The 22,979-nt window shown below is 58.0% G+C and carries 25 protein-coding genes; 19 read left to right on the top strand and 6 right to left on the bottom strand.

Features of this window, described 5'->3' with window-relative positions; genetic code table 11:
- Nucleotides 1-49: 49 nt before the first annotated feature.
- The 3 genes from brnQ to AC13EY_RS14635 are packed head-to-tail and all read left to right on the top strand — an operon-like array spanning nt 50 to nt 2,556.
- On the top strand, nt 50-1,375 hold the full coding sequence (gene brnQ, locus AC13EY_RS14645; protein WP_228247166.1) for a branched-chain amino acid transport system II carrier protein: 1,326 nt from the start codon (nt 50-52) through the stop codon (nt 1,373-1,375).
- A 45-nt stretch (nt 1,376-1,420) separates the two neighbouring features.
- Nucleotides 1,421-2,167, top strand: coding sequence for a DUF599 domain-containing protein (locus tag AC13EY_RS14640; protein ID WP_228247165.1), 747 nt, complete (start codon nt 1,421-1,423; stop codon nt 2,165-2,167).
- Entirely contained in the window at nt 2,164-2,556 is a 393-nt protein-coding gene (locus AC13EY_RS14635) for an MAPEG family protein (protein ID WP_228247164.1), read from the top strand. Before AC13EY_RS14640 ends, AC13EY_RS14635 begins: the two co-directional genes overlap by 4 nt.
- Before the next feature lie 49 nt (nt 2,557-2,605).
- Here the strand turns inward: AC13EY_RS14635 and AC13EY_RS14630 are convergent, their stop codons facing one another.
- Complete coding sequence (locus AC13EY_RS14630) at nt 2,606-3,025, bottom strand: hypothetical protein (protein WP_228247163.1); 420 nt, start codon at nt 3,023-3,025, stop codon at nt 2,606-2,608.
- A gap of 42 nt (nt 3,026-3,067) precedes the next feature.
- The gene (locus AC13EY_RS14625) at nt 3,068-3,259 is read right to left on the bottom strand and encodes a hypothetical protein (RefSeq protein ID WP_228247162.1); all 192 of its coding nucleotides are present in this window, start codon (nt 3,257-3,259) and stop codon (nt 3,068-3,070) included.
- A gap of 149 nt (nt 3,260-3,408) precedes the next feature.
- Between AC13EY_RS14625 and AC13EY_RS14620 the strand changes: the two genes are divergently transcribed.
- The 4 genes from AC13EY_RS14620 (at nt 3,409) to htpG (ending at nt 7,335) form a co-directional block, all read left to right on the top strand.
- A complete protein-coding gene (locus tag AC13EY_RS14620) occupies nt 3,409-3,876 on the top strand; it encodes a PaaI family thioesterase (protein ID WP_228247161.1) in 468 nt (155 codons plus the stop codon).
- 2 nt (nt 3,877-3,878) lie between these two features.
- Nucleotides 3,879-4,319 (top strand): PaaI family thioesterase, encoded by a 441-nt coding sequence (locus AC13EY_RS14615; protein ID WP_172409643.1) that lies wholly within the window; start codon nt 3,879-3,881, stop codon nt 4,317-4,319.
- Nucleotides 4,320-4,347: 28 nt separating this feature from the next.
- Nucleotides 4,348-5,316 (top strand): hypothetical protein, encoded by a 969-nt coding sequence (locus AC13EY_RS14610; RefSeq protein WP_228247160.1) that lies wholly within the window; start codon nt 4,348-4,350, stop codon nt 5,314-5,316.
- 114 nt (nt 5,317-5,430) lie between these two features.
- Nucleotides 5,431-7,335, top strand: coding sequence for a molecular chaperone HtpG (htpG, locus tag AC13EY_RS14605; RefSeq protein ID WP_228247159.1), 1,905 nt, complete (start codon nt 5,431-5,433; stop codon nt 7,333-7,335).
- A gap of 101 nt (nt 7,336-7,436) precedes the next feature.
- Here the strand turns inward: htpG and AC13EY_RS14600 are convergent, their stop codons facing one another.
- Nucleotides 7,437-8,867: an aldehyde dehydrogenase family protein gene (locus tag AC13EY_RS14600; protein ID WP_228247158.1), complete on the bottom strand. Its 1,431-nt coding sequence runs from the start codon at nt 8,865-8,867 to the stop codon at nt 7,437-7,439.
- A gap of 230 nt (nt 8,868-9,097) precedes the next feature.
- Here AC13EY_RS14600 and iscR point away from each other — a divergent pair, with 230 nt between their 5' ends.
- The 10 genes from iscR (at nt 9,098) to AC13EY_RS14550 (ending at nt 17,412) form a co-directional block, all read left to right on the top strand.
- Nucleotides 9,098-9,580, top strand: a complete 483-nt coding sequence (gene iscR / locus AC13EY_RS14595) for a Fe-S cluster assembly transcriptional regulator IscR (protein ID WP_228247157.1) — start codon at nt 9,098-9,100, stop codon at nt 9,578-9,580.
- 107 nt (nt 9,581-9,687) lie between these two features.
- On the top strand, nt 9,688-11,124 hold the full coding sequence (gene sufB / locus AC13EY_RS14590; RefSeq protein WP_228247156.1) for a Fe-S cluster assembly protein SufB: 1,437 nt from the start codon (nt 9,688-9,690) through the stop codon (nt 11,122-11,124).
- A gap of 52 nt (nt 11,125-11,176) precedes the next feature.
- Nucleotides 11,177-11,926, top strand: coding sequence for a Fe-S cluster assembly ATPase SufC (gene sufC, locus AC13EY_RS14585; protein ID WP_088274133.1), 750 nt, complete (start codon nt 11,177-11,179; stop codon nt 11,924-11,926).
- A 3-nt stretch (nt 11,927-11,929) separates the two neighbouring features.
- Nucleotides 11,930-13,237, top strand: a complete 1,308-nt coding sequence (gene sufD, locus AC13EY_RS14580; protein ID WP_228247155.1) for a Fe-S cluster assembly protein SufD — start codon at nt 11,930-11,932, stop codon at nt 13,235-13,237.
- Nucleotides 13,230-14,471: an aminotransferase class V-fold PLP-dependent enzyme gene (locus AC13EY_RS14575; protein WP_482876408.1), complete on the top strand. Its 1,242-nt coding sequence runs from the start codon at nt 13,230-13,232 to the stop codon at nt 14,469-14,471. The genes sufD and AC13EY_RS14575 overlap by 8 nt, the downstream gene beginning before the upstream one ends.
- Nucleotides 14,472-14,482: 11 nt before the next feature.
- Nucleotides 14,483-14,839, top strand: coding sequence for a HesB/IscA family protein (locus AC13EY_RS14570; RefSeq protein WP_088274333.1), 357 nt, complete (start codon nt 14,483-14,485; stop codon nt 14,837-14,839).
- A 56-nt stretch (nt 14,840-14,895) separates the two neighbouring features.
- Nucleotides 14,896-15,429 carry a putative Fe-S cluster assembly protein SufT gene (gene sufT, locus AC13EY_RS14565; protein WP_200818408.1) on the top strand — a complete coding sequence of 178 codons (534 nt, stop codon included), beginning with the start codon at nt 14,896-14,898 and terminating at the stop codon, nt 15,427-15,429.
- Nucleotides 15,430-15,441: 12 nt separating this feature from the next.
- Nucleotides 15,442-15,855: a SufE family protein gene (locus AC13EY_RS14560; protein ID WP_228247153.1), complete on the top strand. Its 414-nt coding sequence runs from the start codon at nt 15,442-15,444 to the stop codon at nt 15,853-15,855.
- 127 nt (nt 15,856-15,982) lie between these two features.
- The gene (locus AC13EY_RS14555) at nt 15,983-16,987 is read left to right on the top strand and encodes a GGDEF domain-containing protein (RefSeq protein ID WP_228247152.1); all 1,005 of its coding nucleotides are present in this window, start codon (nt 15,983-15,985) and stop codon (nt 16,985-16,987) included.
- Between the two features lie 71 nt (nt 16,988-17,058).
- A complete protein-coding gene (locus AC13EY_RS14550) occupies nt 17,059-17,412 on the top strand; it encodes a YkvA family protein (protein ID WP_228247151.1) in 354 nt (117 codons plus the stop codon).
- 4 nt (nt 17,413-17,416) lie between these two features.
- Here the strand turns inward: AC13EY_RS14550 and AC13EY_RS14545 are convergent, their stop codons facing one another.
- Nucleotides 17,417-17,836, bottom strand: a complete 420-nt coding sequence (locus AC13EY_RS14545; protein ID WP_228247150.1) for a DUF411 domain-containing protein — start codon at nt 17,834-17,836, stop codon at nt 17,417-17,419.
- Between the two features lie 153 nt (nt 17,837-17,989).
- Between AC13EY_RS14545 and AC13EY_RS14540 the strand changes: the two genes are divergently transcribed.
- A complete protein-coding gene (locus AC13EY_RS14540; RefSeq protein ID WP_482876405.1) occupies nt 17,990-19,174 on the top strand; it encodes an ABC transporter substrate-binding protein in 1,185 nt (394 codons plus the stop codon).
- On the opposite strand, the gene AC13EY_RS14535 is transcribed toward AC13EY_RS14540, so the two are convergent.
- Complete coding sequence (locus AC13EY_RS14535) at nt 19,175-19,333, bottom strand: YqaE/Pmp3 family membrane protein (RefSeq protein WP_088274141.1); 159 nt, start codon at nt 19,331-19,333, stop codon at nt 19,175-19,177.
- Between the two features lie 274 nt (nt 19,334-19,607).
- Nucleotides 19,608-20,426 carry a posphoenolpyruvate synthetase regulatory kinase/phosphorylase PpsR gene (gene ppsR, locus AC13EY_RS14530; protein WP_088274142.1) on the bottom strand — a complete coding sequence of 273 codons (819 nt, stop codon included), beginning with the start codon at nt 20,424-20,426 and terminating at the stop codon, nt 19,608-19,610.
- Nucleotides 20,427-20,585: 159 nt separating this feature from the next.
- Between ppsR and ppsA the strand changes: the two genes are divergently transcribed.
- Nucleotides 20,586-22,955: a phosphoenolpyruvate synthase gene (gene ppsA / locus AC13EY_RS14525; protein ID WP_228247519.1), complete on the top strand. Its 2,370-nt coding sequence runs from the start codon at nt 20,586-20,588 to the stop codon at nt 22,953-22,955.
- Nucleotides 22,956-22,979 lie beyond the last annotated feature (24 nt).

Genomic DNA, 22,979 nt, shown 5'->3' with positions numbered 1-22,979 from the left:
AGGGTACAGGGATCAGTCACTCGTACAACGAACAGTCAAACTCAAATCTATGACCAAACAACTTACACCCATTGATGTACTCGCCCTCGGCTTCATGACCTTTGCACTGTTTCTCGGTGCGGGCAACGTAATCTTTCCGCCCGGTGCGGGCCTCGCTGCCGGCGAAAATATCTGGCCAACGGCCTTTGGTTTTCTGATTACCGCTGTTGGCCTGCCGCTGTTGACGCTGATTGCACTGGCTCGGGTTGGAGGTGGTCTGGCTCAGCTCACCGGCCCCCTTGGGCGCGTGGCCGGTGTGCTGCTGAGCGTTCTCGTGTATCTCGCGATCGGGCCGTTGTTTGCTACGCCGCGGACTGCTGTCGTCTCCTATCAGATCGGTGTGGTGCCTTTTGTCCAGGATGGTTGGCAGGCCTTGCTCGGCTATTCGATCGTGTACTTCTCGGTCGTCATCTTTCTGGCTCTGAAGCCGGGTCAACTGGTTGATCGCATCGGTAAGTACATCACTCCGGTACTGCTGCTGGGGTTGCTGATGCTGGGGGTTGCCGCGCTCCTTTTTCCCGCTGGTCAAATGCACGCACCCTCCGAGCAGTATCGCTCTGCGCCACTGATTCAGGGGTTTTTGCAGGGCTATCTGACCATGGACACGCTCGGTGCTCTGGTGTTCGGTATCGTAATTACCACGGCGATTCGTGACCGCCAGGTCAGCGAGACGCGTCTGATTACCCGTTATACCGTGCTGGCTGCCGTTATTGCCGCTGCCGGCTTGTCGATGGTGTATCTGGCTCTGTTTTATCTGGGCGCGACCAGTGGCGCACTGGTCGGTGAGGGCGTCAATGGCGGGCAGATTCTGGCGTCCTATGTTCAGCACCGTTTTGGTGTTGCAGGCAGTGCGTTGTTGGCCCTGGTAATTATTCTGGCGTGCCTGACAACGGCCGTTGGCTTGCTGACAGCCTGCGGCGAGTATTTCAGTCGCTTGCTGCCGCTCAGTTATCGGGCCGTCGTCTGGGTGTTTGGCCTGTTCAGCATGGCGGTTGCCAATCAGGGTCTGGACAGCCTGATCAGTGTGTCCATCCCTGTGCTGGTTGGTCTGTACCCGCTGGCGATCGCGCTGGTTTGCATGAGTCTGCTGTGTGCAGGGATGGCGCGTCCGCAGAATCTGATGCGGCCGGTCATGCTGGTCACCTTGGTGTTTGGTGTGATTGACGGTTTGAAGGCGGCCGGTCTGATCAGCAGTGCGGGCGCCTGGATCGATGCATTGCCGCTGTCGGATCAGAGTCTTGGCTGGTTGTTGCCGGTCGCTGTAACCCTGTTGGCCGCTATACTCGTCGAGTATCTGCGCCACGGCAGTCTGCATCAGCAACAGGCGGGGCGGTGATGCCGCTCTATTGCAGGTATTAGCGGTGGTATCTGAGGAGAGGTAATGCTGTCGATTCCGGATGCGGGAAGTCTTTGGATCAATCTGCTGGCGATCAGCTGGTTTTTGCTCTGCTGGGTTGGCTACACCTACTATGCGTTGCGCAAGGGCCGCGACACCGCGTGTCTGGCTACTGTGCTGCACCTGTATCGTCGAGACTGGATGAACCGTCTGCTGATGCGTGAGCAACGCATGGCTGATGCCAGCGTGATTGGTAATCTGGAGCGAAACACGTCATTTTTCGCGTCCAGTACCCTGCTGATACTCGCGGGTCTGATTACTGTTATCGGGGCGTCAGACAAGGCTGTTGTGCTGTTGCACGAACTGCCCTTTGTTGCCCAGGTTGGGCGCGAGATATTCGAGCTCAAGCTTCTGGTACTGACGGCGATCTTTGTCTATGCGTTTTTTACCTTCTCCTGGGGTATGCGCCAGTACAACTTTGCCTCGGTGCTGCTGGGCTCAGCGCCACTGCTAGGCGAGAAGAATGTCACCGAGGCAGAGCGCAATGCCTACGCCGAGCGCATGGCCCGGGTGCTGTCCATGGCAGGCAATGAATTCAACCTTGGTCTTCGTTCCTACTACTTTGCTCTGGGAACGCTTACCTGGTTCATCAATCCGCTGCTCTTCATTTTGACCGTTGCCGGTGTGGTGGTGGTACTGTATCGCCGTGAGTTTCATTCGGACGTGCTGCATATCATGATGTTCAGCCCGGCGCCGATACCCCCGTCCGCACAAATGGAGAAAACGGAATGAGTGTGCCTCTGTGGTGTTTGTTTGTCGCAGCGTTACTGCTGGTGTTTACCAAAGTCCCGGTCGCCATTGCGCAGGGGCGTTCGGGGAAGGGGTATGACAACGCGCATCCGCGTGCTCAGCAGGCGGCATTGACCGGCTGGGGTGCACGTGCGCTGGCGTCTCATCAGAATATGATTGAGGCGTTTCCGCTGTTTGCGGCAGGGGTGCTGGTAGTACAGGTAACGGGAACCGCTGGCAGCCTTGCCAATCTGCTGTGCCTGCTTTTTATTGCCTGCAGGATTGTCTACAGTGCACTGTATCTCATGAATCAGGCGACGTTGCGCAGTCTGGTCTGGATCGTAGGCTTTGTCTGCTGTCTGGGCCTTCTGCTGGTCCCCGCGCTGGCCTGAGGGCGGGGTAGACAGGCATGCCGGGAGGCATGCCTGCACCACAGAGTTGTTACTCCTCCATGGCTTTCTCCATCTCGTTTTTGGAGTCGGTAGCCGCATCCTGAACTGCGTCTGCCTTTTCCTCAATGTAGTCGGCGGATGCATCGTACGCCTGCTCAACATTGTCCTTGGTCGCGTCGTACGCCTGCTCGACGTTTTCCCTGGTCGCGTCGTAGGCTTGCTCAACCTGATCACCGGCTGCTTCAACCTTCTGTTCCAGCACCTCGCCGGCGGTCGGCTCGTTACCGGTCATTTCCTGCGCTTTCTGCTCGGTGGCGTCGGCTACATCACCTGCGGCCTCCTGCATGCTGTCTACGGCATCAGACATGGACTCGCGTGCGTCCTCCATCTTGTCTTCCGGGCTCTCCTGGCAACCGGCCATCAGGCCTACGCTCGCCATCAACATCACTGCGGCAGCTACTTTCTTCATTGCTTCTCTCCTTGATAGTCAGGGCAGTACCCTTGCCCCTTCTTATTGTGCTTCTTGGGCTTTCTGCTCTATGGCCTCGCCTGTGCTTTCGACAGCTTCACCTACGCTGTCTACCGCGTCAGACATTTCCTGCTTCGCATCCTCAAGCTTGTCCTCGGGCTCCTGCTGGCAACCCGTCAGCCAAAGACTGGCAGTCAACGCCAGTGCCGCGGCAACATACCCTTTGCTATTCATCTGAACTCTCCTGCAGATCAGTGGATTCAACGGGTTAGTGCTGTCGGTGTGCGCCAAAGTTCAATCCGAGACCAACTTATGGAGTCTAGTTCACGTTCTGGGTACTATGCTCGGCTTTATCGAGTATTCATCCCGGGGTCGTATTGTCGATGAGTGAAATAGAACTGCGCGCGCGCAATTTTCTGTCCGTACTGCGCCACTGCCAGCATTTGCAGATGACGGTGGAGCGGGCTGATGAGGATGGCCTGGTGCTGCGTCTTCCCTACAGTGATCAGATAGTAGGAAACCCGGTAACCGGTGTTATTCACGGCGGTGCCATTACAACGCTCATGGATACCTGTTGCGGTATTTCTACCGTCTGTTATCTGCCCGAATTTGAAATCTGTCCGACCCTGGATCTGCGGATTGACTACATGCATCCGGCGGAACCGGGCAAGCCGATTTTCGGTTTTGCCGAATGCTATCGGGTGACTCCGACAGTTATTTTTACCCGGGGTATTGCCTATCAGGATGACCGCGAACAGCCGATTGCCCATGTTGTTGGTACCTTCATGCGGATGGGCAAGGCCGTCGATCCGGCAGATCTTGGCAAGCGGATCGATCAGGGGGACGCATGAGTTTGAGTGAGCAGCAGGTGCAGCAGATAATTACTCGTTCCCACGAGACCGGTGACTACAGTGCGCTGGTCGAGCTGATTCCCTACGCCCGCATGATCGGCATGCAGGTGACGCGTTTGGGCAACGAAGCGTTCTTCACGCTTCCCCGTCAGGACATTAACATCGGCAACCCGGTTCTTCCGGCGCTTCATGGGGGCGTGATTGCCGGCTTTATGGAGCAGTCTGCAATGCTCCATCTGATGATGTTCATGAACAGTGAAGTGTTTCCTAAAATCATCGATTTTTCGGTGGATTACCTGCGTGCCGGCTTGTACCGTGATACTTATGCTACCTGCCAGGTCTGGCGGCAGGGCAGGCGGGTCGGCAACGTCGCGATTACTGCCTGGCAAACGCACTCCAGTGAACCCATCGCCACTGCGCGGGCGCACTTCAAGCTGGACTAGACACATAATCGGGAGCGATTCGGGCGACATGGAAGCCTTATTGATTCTGGGTGGAGTGGTAGCGCTGGCTGTTTCCTGGGCCTGGCTGGTGTTTGCCAGCCTGGGCCTTGGCCCGGGGCCGCTAATGCTGGCAACCCTGGTGCCGGTGGTGACGCCGCTGGTGCGCGGGCGCGGTTACCCGGTGCTGCCAAGGGTGTTGATGGTGTTGGCCCTTGTGTCGTTCACGGCGGGGGTGGCGCTGCTCTATCGCGATGAGCCCGAGCGCTTCGAGCGATTGTTCAGTGGCAACTGGTCTGCTTCTCCGACCGACATGGCCCTCAGCGGAACGCTGATGGGGCAACCGTTCCTGCCCGATCAGGTCTACTGGCGGGGTGATCAACTGGTGTTCGCCGAAACGGCCACCGGCAATCGAACGCTGCGCTCGCTGGTTGTGCGTTTTGATCAGGCACCCTCGCTACTGCAGGGAACTGCCATCGACCTGTTGCCCGGTGACGATGGTCCGTGGCCCGAGCTGGTGATTCAATGGTATACCGGCGCGCTCTCTGCGCCGGGCCTTCAGCGGATTTCGTCCGGCTACAGCCTGAGTATCTCGCTTGCGCCGGCCGGGGCAAAACAGGCTGATATGACCGTCCACCTGCACCTTCCTGCGGCCTATGCTACTCGCCTTGGCGGCCATAGTCTGCTTGATGAGCGCCCGGAATGGCTGGGCAAGACCTCCGGCCAGCCAGAGCCGGTCAAGGTCGAGCCTGCTCCGATGCCGATGCAGCCAGTCGGTTGGCAGGAGCTGAGTCTGCAGACACTGCTTGAGAATCCGGCTGGTTTCGTCGGCAGGCCTGCCCGGGTGCTGACGACCGGTGGACGGGAGTTCGAGGGGGTACTAAAGGCGGTTACCGATGACCGGCGAATCGTTTTGGCGCTCCCTCAGGGTGCCAATCAGGTCGACTTTCAGTTCCATCCCGAGGATGTCGCACGAATCGAGTCGCGCCCCACGCGCTGACAGGCCCGCTAAACTTTCCGCAGGGCCTTGAAAATAATCGGATTGTCCCCATCTCTTGATGCATCGCCGGACTGGCCGGCTCGCCATGAACAGCATCAATGGAGACACTTCGTTATGACCGTGGACGCTCATAAGGAAACACTCGGCTTCCAGACTGAGGTCAAGCAGCTACTGCACCTCATGATTCATTCGATGTACTCGAACAAGGAAATCTTCCTGCGAGAGCTGATTTCCAACGCATCGGATGCCGCAGACAAGTTGCGATTCGAGGCTATTGCCGCTCCCGCGCTGCTCGAAGATCAGCCCGACCTGCGTATTCGTATCAGCGCTGATTCGGCAGCCAATACCCTGACTATTGAAGACAACGGCATCGGTATGTCGCGTCAGGAGGTCATCGATCACCTGGGGACTATCGCCAAGTCGGGTACTGCGGCCTTTATGCAGCAGTTGACCGGTGATCAGAAGAAGGACTCTCAACTGATTGGCCAGTTTGGTGTCGGTTTCTACAGTGCCTTTATCGTCGCTGACAAGGTCGAGGTGTTTACCCGCCGTGCGGGGCTGGCGGCAGAGGAGGGGGTGCACTGGGAGTCGGCCGGTGAAGGTGAGTTCAGCATCGCCACTATCGAAAAGCCCGAGCGCGGCACCCGCATCGTTCTGCACCTGAAGGCAGCCGAGAAGGAATTCGCCGACGGCTTCCGTCTGCGCAATGTGATTACCAAGTATTCCGATCATATTTCCCTGCCGATTGAGCTGCCCAAGCAGCATTTTGGCGACGAAAAGGATGCGCCTGCCGAACTCGAGTGGGAAAGCGTCAACCGCGCCAGCGCGCTCTGGACCCGTCCGCGCACCGAGGTGTCGGATGATGAGTACAAGGCGTTCTACAAGCACGTTGCCCATGACTTCGAAGATCCACTGAGCTGGAGTCACAACAAGGTCGAGGGCAAGCTGGAGTACACCAGTCTGCTGTATGTGCCGGGTCGTGCGCCGTTCGATCTGTATCAGCGTGAGGCTCCGCGTGGGCTGAAGCTGTACGTGCAGCGGGTGTTTATCATGGATGACGCAGAGCAGTTCCTGCCGCTGTATCTGCGCTTCATCAAGGGTGTGGTCGACTCCAATGACCTGTCGCTGAACGTATCACGCGAAATTCTGCAAAAAGATCCGGCCATCGACAGCATGAAGTCAGCGCTGACCAAGCGCGTGCTCGATATGCTGGAGAAGATGGCGAAGAAGGAGCCTGAGCAGTACGCAACTTTCTGGAAGGCCTTTGGCAGCGTGATGAAGGAAGGCCCGGCTGAGGATTTCGCCAACCGTGAGAAAATCGCCGGTTTGCTGCGCTTTGCCTCAACCACCCAGAGCGATGACAGCGAAGTGGTCAGCCTGGATACCTATATCGAGCGCATGGTAGAGGGGCAGGACAAGATCTACTATCTGACTGGCGAGCGCTATGCACAGGTCAAGAACAGCCCGCACCTGGAGATCTTCCGCAAGAAAGGCATCGAGGTGCTGCTGCTGACTGATCGCATTGACGAGTGGCTGATGAGCCACTTGAACGAGTACAAGGGCAAGCAGTTTGTCGATGTCGCGCGTGGCGACCTAGATCTTGGCAAGCTCGAGGCTGAAGAAGATAAGCAGGAGCAGGAGAAGGCTGCGCAAGAGAAGGCCGATCTGGTCAAGCGTATCCAGGAGGTGCTCAAGGATGACCTGCAAGAGGTGCGCGTCTCCCATCGCCTGACCGACTCGCCGGCAGTGCTGGTGATCAATGAGGACGACATGGGTCTGCAAATGCGGCGCATTCTGGAAGCCACCGGGCAGAAGGCGCCGGACAGCAAGCCGATCCTGGAGATCAACCCTTCGCACCCGCTGCTTGACCGTCTGGACGCCGAGCAGGACGAGGAGCGCTTCGCTGATCTGAGTCGAATTCTGTTTGATCAGGCCGCTCTGGCTGCCGGCGAGTCGCTCAATGATCCGGCGGCCTATGTCCGTCGTCTCAACGCGCTGCTGGTTGAGTTGAGTCGCTAGACTCTGTCACAGCGGGGTGTTTGCGCCCCGCTGTGATGCAGGAAATAAAAAACCCCTCTGCCCTGGTGGGCGGAGGGGTTTTTGTTTTCGGCCCGGGAATATCAGGCCTGGTGGTAACCGAAGATCGATTTCACTTCAAGGAAGTCCTCGAAACCGTAATGGCCCCATTCACGGCCGTTACCCGACTCCTTGTAGCCACCGAACGGGGCACGCGGGTCAAGCTGGGCACCATTGAGGTGGACCATGCCGGTACGGATGCGGCGGGCAACCTTGCGAGCCCGGTCCAGATCGCCGGAAGACACATAGCCGGACAGACCGTAGCGGGTGTCGTTGGCAATGCGTACTGCATCGTCTTCGTCTTCGTAGCCGATGATCGACAGCACCGGACCGAAGATCTCTTCGCGGGCGATGGTCATTTCGTTGTTTACATGGCTGAAGATGGTCGGCTTGACGTAGTAACCCTTATCCAGACCTTCCGGACGGCCCGGGCCGCCAGCGATGACCTTGGCACCTTCTTCTATGCCGGCAGTGATCAGGTCCTGAATCTTGGTCCACTGGGCCTTGGATACAACCGGGCCGATGACGGTGTCTTCAGCGTTCGGGTCGCCGGCCTTGACCTTGGCGACAACGGCCTGGGCAATGGCTGCGACCTCATCCATGCGGCTATTGGGTACCAGCATGCGCGTGGGTGCGTTGCAGGACTGGCCACTGTTGTTCATGCAGGACATGACACCGTGGGCGACCATCTTCTCGAAATTGACGTCGTCGAGCAGGATGTTGGCCGACTTGCCGCCCAGCTCCAGCGCGACTCGCTTGATGGTTTGTGCGCCGTTGGTCATGACCTGGCGGCCTGCCGCAGTGGAGCCGGTGAATGACATCATGTCGATATCCGGGTGAGCCGACATGGCCGCGCCGACGGTCGGGCCGTCACCGTTGACCAGGTTGAACACGCCCGCCGGTACGCCGGCTTCGTCCAGGATCTCGGCAAGGACCAGTGCCGACAGCGGCGCAACCTCGGAAGGCTTGAGCACCATGGTGCAGCCGGTAGCCAGCGCCGGTGCGACCTTGCAGGTCAGTTGGTTCATCGGCCAGTTCCAGGGGGTGATCAGGCCGCAGACACCGATCGGCTCCTTGGTTACCAGGGTAGTGCCAATGGTTTCTTCGAATTCGAATTCCTTGAGTGCGGCAAGCGCGGTAACAAAGTGGCCCAGCCCTGAGGGAGCCTGCGCAACCTTGGCCAGCTTGGCCGGCGCGCCCATTTCCTGGGAGATGGCAGTGGCAACATCACCCATGCGCTTCTTGAAAACCTCGATGACGCGCTCGAGCAGGGCAATGCGCTCTTCGCGAGTAGTCTGGGAGTAGCTTTCAAATGCGGCCTTGGCGGCAGCAACGGCGAGATCCACGTCTTCCTTATTGCCGAGGGCGATAGTGGCAACGGCTTCTTCGGTGGCGGGGTTGATGACGTCCAGGGTTTGAGTGCCTTTGGGCGCAACCCAGTTGCCGTTGATGTAGAACTGCTGGTAATGGCTCATTCTGCATGGCTCCTTGTTATTGGTGTAGTGCATAAACATCGCACCATAGCATTGTCGCTGGCGGCGCTTCAGCAGATTTCTTGTGAAGCAGTGTAAGTGACGCCGTGTTGTCGTCTTTCGATACAGAACGCATCCCTTTATAATGCGGCGGCTTATACCTGTCGAATACTTGACTGAATTGCTTGGATATTGCATAGTGGCGCGGTGAATTCATCCGCTCGAGAGCGTCTATGCGATTGACCACCAAAGGTCGTTACGCCGTCACAGCCATGCTGGATCTGGCGTTACACGAGGACCAGGGGCCCATCACGCTGGCAGACATTTCCATGCGTCAGGGCGTCTCCATCTCCTACCTTGAACAGCTGTTTGCCAAGTTGCGTCGTGGCAAGCTGGTCGAGAGTGTTCGTGGCCCCGGCGGCGGTTACCGACTGGCGGGTGGGGCTGCAGCCATCAGTGTTGCGCAGATTGTCGAGGCCGTGAACGACTCGATGGATGCCACCCGTTGCCTTGGAAAGGGCGACTGTCAGGATGGCGCAGTGTGTCTGACGCATCATCTCTGGTCCGATCTGAGTGCAAGGCTGCGACAGTTTCTGGACGAGATCAGTCTGGCAGATCTGGTGTCACGCGAAGACATCCAGCGCGTCAGTTCGCGCCAGGATCATTGTGTATCCAAAGTACGCAGCACAGTCAGCGCGCTTGAGCGCATTATCTAAAGAGTCACAGAACTCTCCATGCACGCAGCGCCCGCGGGCGGATGCGTGCCTGAATCAAGAAGTAGCGGCCTCGCTTCTGGCGCAGGTTGCAAGATTGAGGTGATACCGTGACTGAAGAAGTCGAAAGCCTGATCAGGAAGGACTACGCGGCGGGATTTCATTCGTCCATCGAGTCCGAAACCCTGCCTCCTGGACTGAATGAAGACGTTATCCGGTTCATTTCTGCCAAGAAAGGCGAGCCTGAATGGCTGCTCGAGTGGCGGCTCAAGGCATTCCGCTCCTGGCAGGAGATGGAAGAGCCAACCTGGGCCCATGTGCATTACCCGGAAATCGACTTCCAGGCGGTCTCCTATTATTCCGCGCCCAAGAGCATGGACAGCAAGCCCAAGAGTCTCGATGAAGTAGACCCGGAGCTGCTGGCCACCTACGAAAAGCTGGGTATTCCCCTGCACGAGCAGGAGATGCTCGCGGGTGTAGCCGTTGACGCAGTCTTTGACTCGGTTTCGGTCGTTACCACCTTCCGGGAGAAGCTACTGGAAGCGGGCGTTATTTTCTGCCCGATCAGCGAGGCTGTTCACAAGTACCCGGAGCTGATCAAGCAGTATCTGGGCAGCGTCGTGCCGCAGAAGGACAACTTCTACGCTGCGCTGAACTCAGCCGTATTCTCCGACGGTTCCTTCGTCTATATCCCCAAGGGCGTTCGCTGCCCGATGGAGCTGTCGACCTATTTCCGCATCAATGAGATGAACACCGGGCAGTTCGAGCGCACCCTTATCGTTGCGGATGAGGGCTCCTACGTCAGCTACCTGGAAGGCTGTACCGCGCCGATGCGTGACGAGAACCAGCTGCACGCGGCGGTTGTCGAGCTGGTTGCGCTGGATAACGCGCAGATCAAGTACTCCACCGTTCAGAACTGGTATCCGGGTAACGCAGAAGGCAAGGGCGGGATCTACAACTTCGTGACCAAGCGGGGCGTGGCCCACACCAACGCGAAGATTTCTTGGACTCAGGTTGAAACCGGCTCTGCCGTCACCTGGAAGTACCCCAGCTGCATCCTCAAGGGCGACAACAGCGTTGGCGAATTCTACTCGGTAGCCCTGACCAACAATTTCCAGCAGGCCGATACCGGTACCAAGATGATCCATCTTGGCAAGAATACCCGCTCGACGATTGTTGCCAAAGGTATTTCTGCCGGCCGCAGCGACAGTGCCTATCGTGGCCTGGTGCGTATTAACCCGGGTGCTGATGGTGCGCGAAATTATACCCAGTGTGACTCGCTGCTGATTGGTGATCGCTGCGGCGCGCATACCTTCCCGTATATCGAAAGCAAGAACCCAAGCGCCGTTGTGGAGCACGAGGCAACAACCTCAAAGGTCAGCGATGACCAGTTGTTCCTGTGCCAGCAGCGTGGCCTCGATGCCGAAAAGGCGGTCTCGATGATCGTCAACGGCTTCTGCCGCGAGGTGTTCAAGGAGCTGCCCATGGAGTTTGCGGTGGAAGCCGGCAAGCTGCTTGAAGTCAGTCTCGAAGGTTCTGTGGGTTGATCGCCGGCTGGCGCAGCTCGAAACGGTTAAAGTAATTTATCAGGCATAAATGATGCTAAATATCAAAGACTTGCACGCGAAAGTTGAAGAGAAGGATATCCTTAAAGGGCTGTCCATCGAGGTCAAACCGGGCGAAGTTCACGCCATCATGGGGCCCAACGGTTCGGGCAAGAGCACTATGGGCAACGTGCTTTCCGGCCGGCCCGGTTACGAAGCCACAGCCGGCAGCGTGACCTTCAAGGGGCACGACCTGCTGGAAATGGAAACCGAAGAGCGTGCACGCGAAGGCCTGTTCCTTGCGTTCCAGTATCCGGTGGAGATCCCTGGCGTCAGCAACATGGAATTTCTCAAGGCGGCTGTTGATGCCAAGCGCAAGCATCAGGGGCTGGACGAAATCTCCTCGGTTGACTTCCTCAAGCTGGCGCGCGAAACCTGCAAGCGAGTCAACCTGGACGCCAGTTTCCTGAAGCGCGGTGTGAACGAAGGGTTTTCCGGCGGTGAGAAGAAGCGCAACGAGATCATGCAGATGATGCTGCTGGAACCGGATCTGTGCATTCTCGACGAGACCGACTCCGGCCTGGATATCGATGCCCTGCAGGTGGTTGCCGATGGCGTCAATGCAATGCGTGACGGCAAGCGCAGCTTCCTGGTGGTGACGCACTATCAACGTCTGCTGGATTACATCGTGCCCGATTACGTTCACGTCCTGGCCGGCGGTCGCATCGTCAAATCCGGCGACAAGAGCCTGGCGCTGGAGCTGGAAGCCAAGGGTTACGGTTGGCTCGAAAACGAGGTGGTCTGACCCATGACTGATTTTCAACAGACGGCCTTGGAGCTTGCCGCCGAGCAGCAGACGCCGGCATGGCTCGCAGCGCTGCGCCAGCAGGGTGCCAGCACCTGGGCAGCTGCAGCCTGGCCTGGCCGCAAGACCGAACACTGGAAGTACATTTCTCTGGCTCCGCTGCAGCAATGCGAACAGCTTGGTTGGAGCAGTGAGTCTGATGACGTCGCGCTGGACGCCGTAGAGCAGATCGAGCTGGACGCTATCCGTCTGGTTTTTGTCAACGGTCGCTTCAACGCCGCGCGCTCCAGTGCCTTGCCAGCCGGCGTCGTGCGTTTCGCCGATGCCAATACCGAACAGCAGGCATTGATTCAGCAGCATCTGGGCAAGGTCGTCGACAGCGAGCGTCACTTGTTTGCCGCCCTGAGCAACGCCTGGGCCGCAGATGGCGTGCTGCTGCACGTTGCCGGCGGTCAGAAGCTGGAAAAGCCGGTCTATATCGTCAATGTGTCTACGCCGCAGGCGAATCCGGTCGCGGCCAGCCAACGCGTGCTGGTGGTTCTGGAAGACAACGCTCAGGCCGAGCTGATTGAGCATTACGCCTCTGACAGTGCCAGCCAGAATGGCTTCGTCAACAGCCTGACCGAGGTTGTGGTTGGTAACAACGCGCAGGTCCAGCATTACCGCATCAACCTGGAGCAGGAAGACCTGCTGCACGTCGGTGGTGTGCATGTGAACCTGCAGCGCGATGCGCGCTTCCACGGCTTTACCCTGGCCCAGGGCAGCCGCCTGAAGCGCATCGACTATCAGGTCAACATGCTGGGCGAGGGCGCGCATCTGGATCTGAACGGCGTCTACTTGCCGCGCAACCGCCAGGTGATCGACTATCACACCAATGTTGAGCATTGCGTGCCGCATTGCACCAGCAATGAGGTATTCCGCGGGATTATTGGTGACTCGGCCAAGGCGGTATTCAATGGCCGGATTCATATTCATCCGCAGGCGCAGAAAACGCTGGCCGAACTGAGTAACAAGAACCTGCTCACGTCCCGCACGGCCGAGATCAATACCAAGCCCGAGCTGGAAATCTACGCCGACGACGTACGTTGCGCCCACGGCGCGACCATCAGTCAGCTGGACGAAACCTCGCTTTATTACCTGCAGAGCCGCGGCGTAACCAAGGCGGATGCCATCACCATGCTGAGCTTTGGCTTTATCAATGAGCTGCTAAACCAGGTGCCGGAGCAGGCGGTGCAGGATTATCTGCGTCCGCGTCTGGTGTCGCTGTTCGGCCGCCCAAGCGAGATGGTAGGGCAGATCGGTTATGAATGACCTGGTCAAACCGTTGCCGTTCGACGCCGAGCGCGTGCGTGCCGACTTTCCGATCCTGAATCAGGAGGTCAACGGCCACCCACTGGTGTATCTGGATAACGCCGCGACCACGCAGAAGCCGCGCGCGGTGATTCAGGCGCTGGTCGACTACTACGAGCAGGACAACAGCAACGTTCATCGCGGTGCTCACGCGCTGGCAGATCGGGCGACACAGAAGTTCGAGGCCGCACGGGCCAAGGTTGCCGCGTTTATCAACGCACCCGAGGCGCGCCAGGTAATCTGGACCCGAGGCACCACCGAGAGCATCAATCTGGTGGCGTCCAGTTGGGGGCGGGCCAATTTGCAGGCCGGTGACCGCGTGCTGGTGTCGGCGATGGAGCACCATTCCAATATCGTGCCCTGGCAGCTTATAGCGGCGGAGAAGGGTGCCTGCGTTGAGCCGATTCCGGTGGATGCTGCCGGCACTCTGGATATGGCAGCGCTGGAGTCGATGCTGGATGAGCGTGTCAGGCTGGTTGCCTGTGGCCATGTGTCCAACGCCCTCGGCACTGTTAACCCGGTTGCCGATATAGTGCGTCTGGCCCATGCTGCCGGCGCGCTGGTGCTGATTGACGGGGCGCAAGCCGTCAGCCACTGGCCAGTCGATGTGCAGGCGCTGGATTGTGATTTTTATGTTTTCTCCGCGCACAAACTGTTCGGCCCGACCGGTCTGGGTGTGCTGTACGGCAAGCGTGCGTTGCTCGAAGCCATGCCGCCTTACCAGGGCGGCGGTGAAATGATCGAAACCGTCAGCTTTGCCGGCACTACCTTCAACCAGCTTCCCTACAAGTTTGAAGCGGGTACCCCGGATATTGCCGGCGTGATCGCTTTTGGCGCGGCGATCGACTACCTCAATCAGCTTGATCGTGTCGGCGCCGCCGCCCACGAGCAGGCGCTGCTGACCTATGCCGAAGAGCGTGCACGGGCAACGCCCGGTATTCGCCTGGTTGGCACCTCCGCGCACAAGACCAGCGTCATGAGCTTTCTGCTGGAGGGCGCGCACCCCAATGACGTGGGTATGTTGCTGGATCAGCAGGGCGTTGCGGTGCGAACCGGCAATCATTGCGCGCAGCCGATCATGGAGCAGTTTGGTATTCCGGGTACTGTGCGGGCCAGCTTGGCGTTCTACAACACCAGAGCCGATGTGGACCGGTTGTTCGAGGCGCTGGAAAAAGTACGGCAGTTTCTGATTTAGGAGTGCTGCAGATGAGCGTTGAATCCTTTGATCCCAAACAACAGGCGGTGACCGTTACCCCGGCTGCGCTGGCGCATTTTCGTCGGCAACTGAACGGGCAGCAGGGCAAGGCGGTGCGTCTGAGCGTGAAGAAGAGCGGCTGCACCGGCTTTATGTATGCCATTGATCTGGTGGAGCAGGGGCGCGATAGCGATTTGCACTACCAGCTTGATGATCAGGTCGAGTTGCTGGTCGACAGTGACAGTATCCAGGTGCTGTCGGGCACCGAGATTGATCTGGTGCGCGAGGGCATCAACCAACAGATCAAGTTCATCAATCCGAACGTCAAGGACGAGTGTGGCTGTGGCGAAAGCTTCAGCGTGAACTGATCTCGCTCCTGTCTACCGCGCGCCCGGTTGGGCGCGTTTATTTTTGAGGAAACCCGATGGAACGTCGCATGGTGGTAGCCCGGGCCGATTGCCCGGCACGCCGAGTTCCCGATGGAACACCCCTGACCATCCCGAAAGACACCTTCGTAACCATTACCCAGGCGCTGGGCGGCAATTACACAGTGACCTACAACGGTCAGATGGTCCGGGTCGATGGTACTGATGCCGAGGCGTTGGGTCTTGAACCCGAGCTGCTGTCGTTCCCCGAGCCGACCGACGACCAGATCCGCGAAGAGCAGGTCTGGGAGGCCCTTAAAACCGTTTATGATCCGGAGATTCCGGTTGATCTGGTCAATCTCGGCCTGATCTACAACGTTGCTATTGACCAGTCCGAGCACAAGGTGACCATTCAGATGACCCTGACTGCCCCCGGCTGCGGTATGGGGCCGGTGCTGGTTGGCGATGTTGAATACAGGGTAAAGCGGGTGCCCAATGTCGAGCACGTCAAGGTTGACCTGGTGTTCGATCCGCCTTGGCAACGGCACATGATGAGCGAAGAGGCACAGCTCGAAACCGGCATGTTTTTCTGAGGACGGCAACACATGAGTCGATTTGGTACGGAAATCACCAGTGAAGATATCGTTGATACTCTGTCGTTCTTCGATAGCTGGGAAGACCGCTACAAGTACATCATTGATCTGGGCAAGGAATTGCCGGAGCTTGATGCAAGCCAGCGAACCGATGAAAACCTGGTGCGCGGCTGCCAGAGTCAGGTCTGGCTGGTCGGCCACCGCGATGGTGACAGGCTGTATTTCGATGCCGATAGTGATGCCTTTATCGTCAAGGGGCTGCTTGCTGTTGTGCTGGCGGCCTACAATGGCAAGCGGGCAGAAGAGATCAGAGCATTCGATATCGAGGATTACTTCTCACGGCTCAACTTGCTCAAGCACCTGAGCGTCACTCGTGGTAACGGCCTGCGGGCCATGGTACAGCGTATTCAGGCTGCAGCGGCCTAACGGCTGCCGCATTTGATTTCGCAGCAGTTGTACTGAACAGTGGTAGCAGTTATGGTCACATTTTGACTTTCTGAGCGCGCTGTCTGGTGCGCCAGCAAACAACAATAACAACGCAAGAGCATTCTGAATGAGCGCCTTCTGGTCCAGACTGAAGGATGACTTTCAGCTGTCGATCATTACGCTGGTCGGGAGTCTCGCCGTATTGGGCGTGACACCGTACGCGGTGTATCGGCTTGGCCAGCGCAACTGGCTGGTCGGCTTTACCGACAGTTTCCTCGTGGTGGGCACCGTGCTCGCCGTATCCTATGCCTGGCGTACCGGCAATACCGTTCGTCCCGGGCAGTTTCTCGCCGCAATCTACTCCATCGGAGCCTTTCTGGTCAGCATCAAGCTGGGCACCAACGGCCTGTTCTGGATGTATGTGCTAATCCTGTTCAATTTCTTTGTGGTACCGCCGCGTCAGAGTGTAATGGTGACGCAGGTAACCCTGCTTGCGGTTTGTCTGTATGGCTGGCTGAATCCGCAAGAGGTATTTGCCAGCCATTACCAGATGGGTTCATTTATCGTCACCTATGAACTATCCAGTATATTTGCGTTTGTGTTCGCTTCTCGTGGTCGCGCCCAGCGGCGTGAGCTTTCGCAGCTTGCGACTGAGGATCCGTTGACCGGCATCGGCAACCGGCGAACCATGAACAAGGAGCTGGATATCGCTGTTGCCGACAGCAGGCGATACGACATACGTTTTGGCCTGCTGGTGCTCGATCTTGATCATTTCAAGCAGATAAACGACCAGTTTGGACATGCTGTCGGCGATGATGTGTTGGTGCGTTTCGTGCAACTGGTCGACGCGGCCTGCCGCCCATCTGATCGCCTGTTCCGGCTGGGTGGTGAGGAGTTTGTCTTGCTGGTTCCCAATGTTACCCGTGAAGGCCTTAATGGCGTTGCAACCAAGATTCAGCAGTGCGTCCGCGAGGTTTTGGGGCGGCCGGACGGGCAGGCTGTGACTGTTTCCATTGGCGGTTGCATGCTCAATGGTCACCCGGAGCGCGAGTCCTGGCTGCATGAGGCTGATGCGTGTCTTTACGCCGCAAAGGACGCAGGGCGTGACCAGATCGTGATCGCAGCGCCTTGAGTGTCGCCCGGTTGCAGTGCTCCTCCTGTCTCTCTACTATCGACTGACATGCTCTGTCTGGAGGTACCTCCATGAGAACAACGTATTCTGATGGCGCCTTTTGGCGCAAGCTCGCATCCCATGCCCGGTTGGCCGGGCGTGAGGTAGTCGAAAAGGCGCTGTGCCTCTACTACGCGGCGCGCCGTCCTGAAACGCCAGCCTGGGCCAAGGCGGTCATTGTCAGTTGTCTGGCGTACTTTATCGCTCCTCTGGATGCGATTCCTGATTTCACCCCGTTGCTGGGCTTTACCGACGATCTGGGTATGTTTGCCAGTGCGTTGGCAATGGTTGCAATGTATATAGACGGTGACGTCAGAACAGCAGCGCGTCGAAGGGCCGACAGCTGGTTCGGCCCTTTTATCGAAGAGGTCGACGAGGCGCGCTAGCTGCCTAGTGCTGGCTATATACCCGTTGGCTGCCGTCAGCCTCGACGGCAATGACCTGGTAGGCCTGGTGGCGCTCGCCCATTTCCATTCCGGGCGAGCCGATCGGCATGCCCGGTACGGCAAGGCCCTTTATGGTGCTGTCATCTTCAAGAGCCAGAATGTCGCTGGCCGGGACATGCCCTTCAATGAAGACGCCCTTGTAAATCGCCGTATGGCACGAGCGCAGGGCCGGGTCGACTCCCAGGCTCTGTTTCATCGCAACGACCTCAGAGGTGACGTGGTCGTTGACCTCAAGGCCATTTTCCTCAAGATGTTCGATCCAGGCGTGGCAGCAGCCGCATGAGGGATCGCGGTATACATCGATATCGGCAGCCTGAGACAGGCTGCTCACCAGCAGCAGACCGCCAGCGATCAGGTTTTTCATTCTCTTGCTCTCCTCGGATATCCGACTTCCGGCGCTGCATCAGGCCGGGCGCTCTGATACCATGCGCGCCGTCAGGTTCAGACCGCTGAGACTAGCGGGTTAGTCGGCGAGTGTCATCCGCAAGCCTTGGTCAAGCAGGTATATGGTCGTTGCATGATGTTTCCTCTTTTTCCTGGTGTCTTTCGTTGTCAGCATTCTCCAAGGCGAATTCGTCTGGGGGCGCTGTACCTGCTGCTTGTCTGTCTGTTCGCAACTCCCGCTTCGGCAATGCAGGTGGTGTTTATCAGTCCGGGCAAATCCAATGAGCCATTCTGGATGGATGCGATCGAAGGTCTGCAGCACGCGGCAACGAGTCTGGGGGTTGAGCTGGAGGTTCTGCACGCCGAACGCGACCACCTGGCCCAGCTCAGTTTGGCCAGGGATGTGTCCCGGCGGCCGTCAGGCCAGCGCCCGGACTACCTGCTGGTGTCGGCGGAAAAGCAGGTCCTGCCGGGGCAGTTGCAGATCGCCGAGCAAGCGGGCATCCGGGTATTTGCTGCGTATAACGGTGTGCTGGAGAGCGAACGTGAAATGCTTGGCTATCCCCGCGATCGGCTGAAGCACTGGCTAGGCAGCCTGGTGCCTGATGCAGAGGAAGCCGGCTACCTCAGTGCCAGATCATTGATCCTGCAGGGGTTGCAGCAGTTTCCGGCGAGCAGGTCGCAGCGGTTGGAGATGATTGCCATATCGGGTGACAAGTCGACCGACAGCTCTCGCCGGCGGACTCGTGGAATGCAGAGAGCGGTCGCCGAGTTTGCCGAGGTTCGCTTGCGTCAGAATGTCTACGGTGAATGGCGGCGGGACAATGCCCGTTATCAGACCCCCATTTTGCTTGAGCGCTATCCGCAAACGCGACTGGTATGGACCGGTAATGATCTTATGGCCTACGGCGCTATTGAAGGCGCGCGCAGTCTCGGTCGTACCGTCGGGCGTGATCTTGTGGTGTCGACTGTCAACATGACTGAGCAGGCAACCCGAGCATTGCTTGATGGCGAGGTGCAGGTCGTGGTCGGCGGCCATCATCTTGCCGCAGCTTGGGCGCTGGTAGTGTTGTACGACTACGAAAATGGTGTGGATTTTGCCGACAGCGAAGGCCTGGAGATGGAAAAGAGCATGTTTGCTCTGTTCGATCGGTCAATGGCTGAGGATTACCTGGGCTATCTTGCGGCGGGTCGGCCTGCGGTGAATTATCGCCGGTTCAGCAAGGTGCTCAATCCGGCAGTCAAGAGCTATGACTTCTCGATTCGCGGCTGGCTGGCAGCCGCGAACGAGGCCGTGCTTGATGCTGGCGGACGCTAATCAGCGTTTGGCGATAATCCAGACTGCGTGAACGATGCCGGGAATGTAGCCGAGCAGGGTGAGCAGGATGTTGAGCCAAAAGGCGCCACCGAAACCCACCTGCAAAAACACGCCCAGCGGTGGCAGCAAAATGGCGATCAGTACGCGAATCAGATCCATGTGTTGGTTCCTTGTGTCCGGAAGTTTCATGCATTGTGACCCGCAGTACCATTGATCGTTCAGTTGCTGCTGATATCCAAACGCTTCCCGGTAATGTCTGTCGCAGCTGGCTACCGCCAGAATGCCCTGGAATGAGGGGGGGCGCCGTCTCTGGCTGGCGATCCGGCTGGGCAGCTGGCAGAGCCTGGCTCTTGCGTTCGGTAGCAACAGAAAAGGCCATCCTGTGCCCGCGATAGTCTTCTTTTAATCTAATTAGATCAACAGGTTGGAAGCCTTACTTAAGGCGGCGCTCAATGCCCATCTGCATCAGGATCTTCGCTGAAATCTCTTCTACCGAGTAGTGCGTTGAGTTAAGGAAGGGAATGTTCTCCTTGCGGAACAGGTTCTCCACTTCCCGTACTTCAAATTCGCACTGCGGGTAGCTGGAATAGCGGCTGTTGGGGCGGCGTTCGTTGCGGATGCTGGCCAGACGGTCTGGGTCGATGGTCAGGCCGAACAGCTTGCTCTTGTTCTGCTTGAGCGCCTTGGGCAGCTGCAGGCGCTCCATGTCGTCCTCAGTCAGGGGGTAGTTGGCGGCGCGAATACCGTATTGCAACGCCATGTACAGACAGCTTGGCGTCTTGCCGCAGCGGGAGACACCAACCAGGATAATATCGGCCTGGGCGTAGTGGTGTGTGCGTGCACCATCGTCGTTGTCCATGGCGAAGTGCACCGCGTCAATACGGTCTTTGTAATGGCTGTTGTGCTGGATCGAGTGGGTCTTGCCTACCGAGTAGGACGAGCCGTCACCCAGTTCCTGTTCCAGCGGCGCCAGGAAGGTCGAGAAAATATCGATCATGTAGCCATTGGATTTGGCCAGCTCCTGACGAATCTCGCTGTTGACCACGGTATCGAAAATGATCGGCCGCGCTGCATCTTTCTCGGCAGCAGCATTGATTTGTTGTACCATGTCACGCGCTTTTTCCACGGTATCGACGTAAGGGCGCAGCAGCTTGGTGAACTGGATGTTCTCGAACTGTGCCAGCAGGCTTTGACCAAGCGTCTCGGCGGTGATGCCGGTACCATCAGAAATGAAAAAAGCGGTGCGTTTCATTCACGAAGCCTTAAGATGTCGTGTCTCGGTTACCGGGTAGCCCGCCTATATATGTCGGAGCAGCCCCCAAAGATCGGCATTGTGGCGCATTTGCAGCGGGCAGACCAGTATGCTCCCGCCGCCGCACAGACTTATTAATAGATTGACGGAGAGATCACCTTGTTAGAGTACGTAGTGTCCTTCGAGCAGCTGGGTGTCAATGACGTCGAGCGCGTTGGCGGCAAGAACGCCTCCCTTGGCGAAATGATCAGCAATCTGGCCAACGCCGGCGTAACAGTTCCCGGTGGCTTTGCAACCACTGCAGATGCGTATCGGGAGTTTCTCGAGCAAAGTGGTCTCAATGATCGCATTCACGCTGCACTGGACAAGCTCGACGTCGATGACGTTAACGCTCTGGCCGAAACCGGTGCGCAGATTCGTCAGTGGGTTATGGACGCCGACTTCCCGCCGGCGCTGGACAAGGCAATTCGCGAAGCCTTTGCCAAACTGTCCGACGGTAACCCCAATCTGGCCGTTGCCGTGCGTTCCTCCGCTACGGCCGAAGATCTGCCCGATGCCTCTTTCGCCGGTCAGCAGGAAACCTTCCTGAACATTCGTGGTGTGGATAACGTCATTCACGCTGCCAAGGAAGTATTTGCCTCCCTGTTCAACGATCGCGCTATCGCCTACCGCGTACACCAAGGCTTCGACCACAAACTGGTTGCCCTGTCAGCGGGTGTGCAGCGCATGGTGCGCTCCGAAACCGGCACTGCCGGTGTGATGTTTACCCTGGATACCGAATCCGGTTTCCGTGACGTCGTGTTTATCACCGGCGCATACGGTCTGGGCGAAACCGTGGTTCAGGGTGCGGTTAACCCTGACGAGTTCTATGTTCACAAGCCCACTCTGGCTGCCGGTCGCCCGTCGATTCTGCGTCGCAATCTGGGCAGCAAAGCGATCAAGATGGTCTACGGCGACGAAGCCAAGGCCGGTCGTTCGGTCAAGACTGTCGACGTTGATCTGGCTGAGCGCAGCCGCTTCTGTCTGTCCGAGGAAGAAGTGGTGAATCTGGCCAAGCAGGCCGTCATTATCGAGCAGCACTACGGTCGTCCGATGGACATCGAGTGGGCCAAAGACGGCGACGACGGCAAGCTCTATATCGTTCAGGCCCGTCCAGAAACCGTTAAGAGCCGCAGCAGCGCCAACGTCATGGAGCGTTACCTGCTGAAAGAGAAGGGCACTGTGCTGGTTGAAGGTCGTGCCATCGGTCAGCGCATTGGTGCCGGCCGCGTACGCATCGTCAACGACGTTGCCGAGATGGACAAAGTCCAGCCGGGTGACGTTCTGGTCTCCGATATGACCGACCCGGACTGGGAGCCGATCATGAAGCGCGCCAGCGCGATCGTCACCAACCGTGGTGGTCGTACCTGCCACGCGGCGATTATTGCTCGCGAACTGGGTATTCCGGCTGTTGTCGGTTGCGGCAACGCGACCACTGAGCTGAAGGATGGCCAGGAAGTGACTGTTTCCTGCGCCGAGGGCGATACCGGTCTGATCTATGCAGGCCAGCTGTCCTTTGACATCAAGACCAACAGCGTTGATGCGATGCCGCCGCTGCCGTTCAAGATCATGATGAACGTCGGCAACCCCGACCGCGCCTTCGACTTCGCCAACCTGCCCAACGAGGGCGTGGGACTGGCGCGTCTGGAATTCATCATCAATCGCATGATCGGCGTTCACCCCAAGGCACTGTTGAACTTCGACAGCCTGCCGGTTGACGTCAAGGACAGCGTGCAGAAGCGTGTTGCCGGTTACGGCTCGCCGGTCGACTTCTACGTCGACAAGCTGGTCGAAGGCATCAGCACTCTGGCTGCGGCGTTCTGGCCGAAAAAGGTCATCGTGCGCATGTCGGACTTCAAGTCTAACGAATATGCCAACCTGATCGGCGGCAAGCTGTACGAGCCGGAAGAAGAAAACCCGATGCTGGGCTTCCGTGGCGCCTCGCGTTACATCAGTGACTCCTTCCGTGACTGCTTCGAGCTGGAATGTCGCGCGATGAAGCGTGTTCGCGACGAAATGGGGCTGACCAATGTCGAGATCATGATTCCGTTCGTGCGCACCGTTGGCGAAGCCAAGCAGGTTGTCGAGCTGCTGGGTGAAAACGGCCTGAAACGCGGTGAAAACGGTCTGCGTCTGATCATGATGTGTGAGCTGCCTGCCAACGCGCTGCTGGCTGACGAGTTCCTGGAGCACTTCGACGGCTTTTCGATTGGGTCCAACGACCTGACTCAGCTGACTCTGGGGCTGGATCGTGACTCCGGCATCATTGCGCACCTGTTTGATGAGCGTAATGCTGCGGTCAAGAAGCTGCTGAGCTACGCCATCTCCGCTTGCCGTGCCGCCAACAAGTATATCGGTATTTGTGGTCAGGGCCCGTCCGATCATCCGGATCTCGCGCGCTGGCTGATGGAGCAGGGTATCGAGAGCGTGTCTCTGAACCCGGATTCGGTAATGGACACCTGGTTCTTCCTTGCCGAGAATGACAAGTAAGCACCCGTACCTTCAAGTTCAAGG

It is taken from the genome of Halopseudomonas sp. L-58 (assembly GCF_056859475.1).
This window is presented reverse-complemented; position numbering and strand designations above follow the sequence as displayed.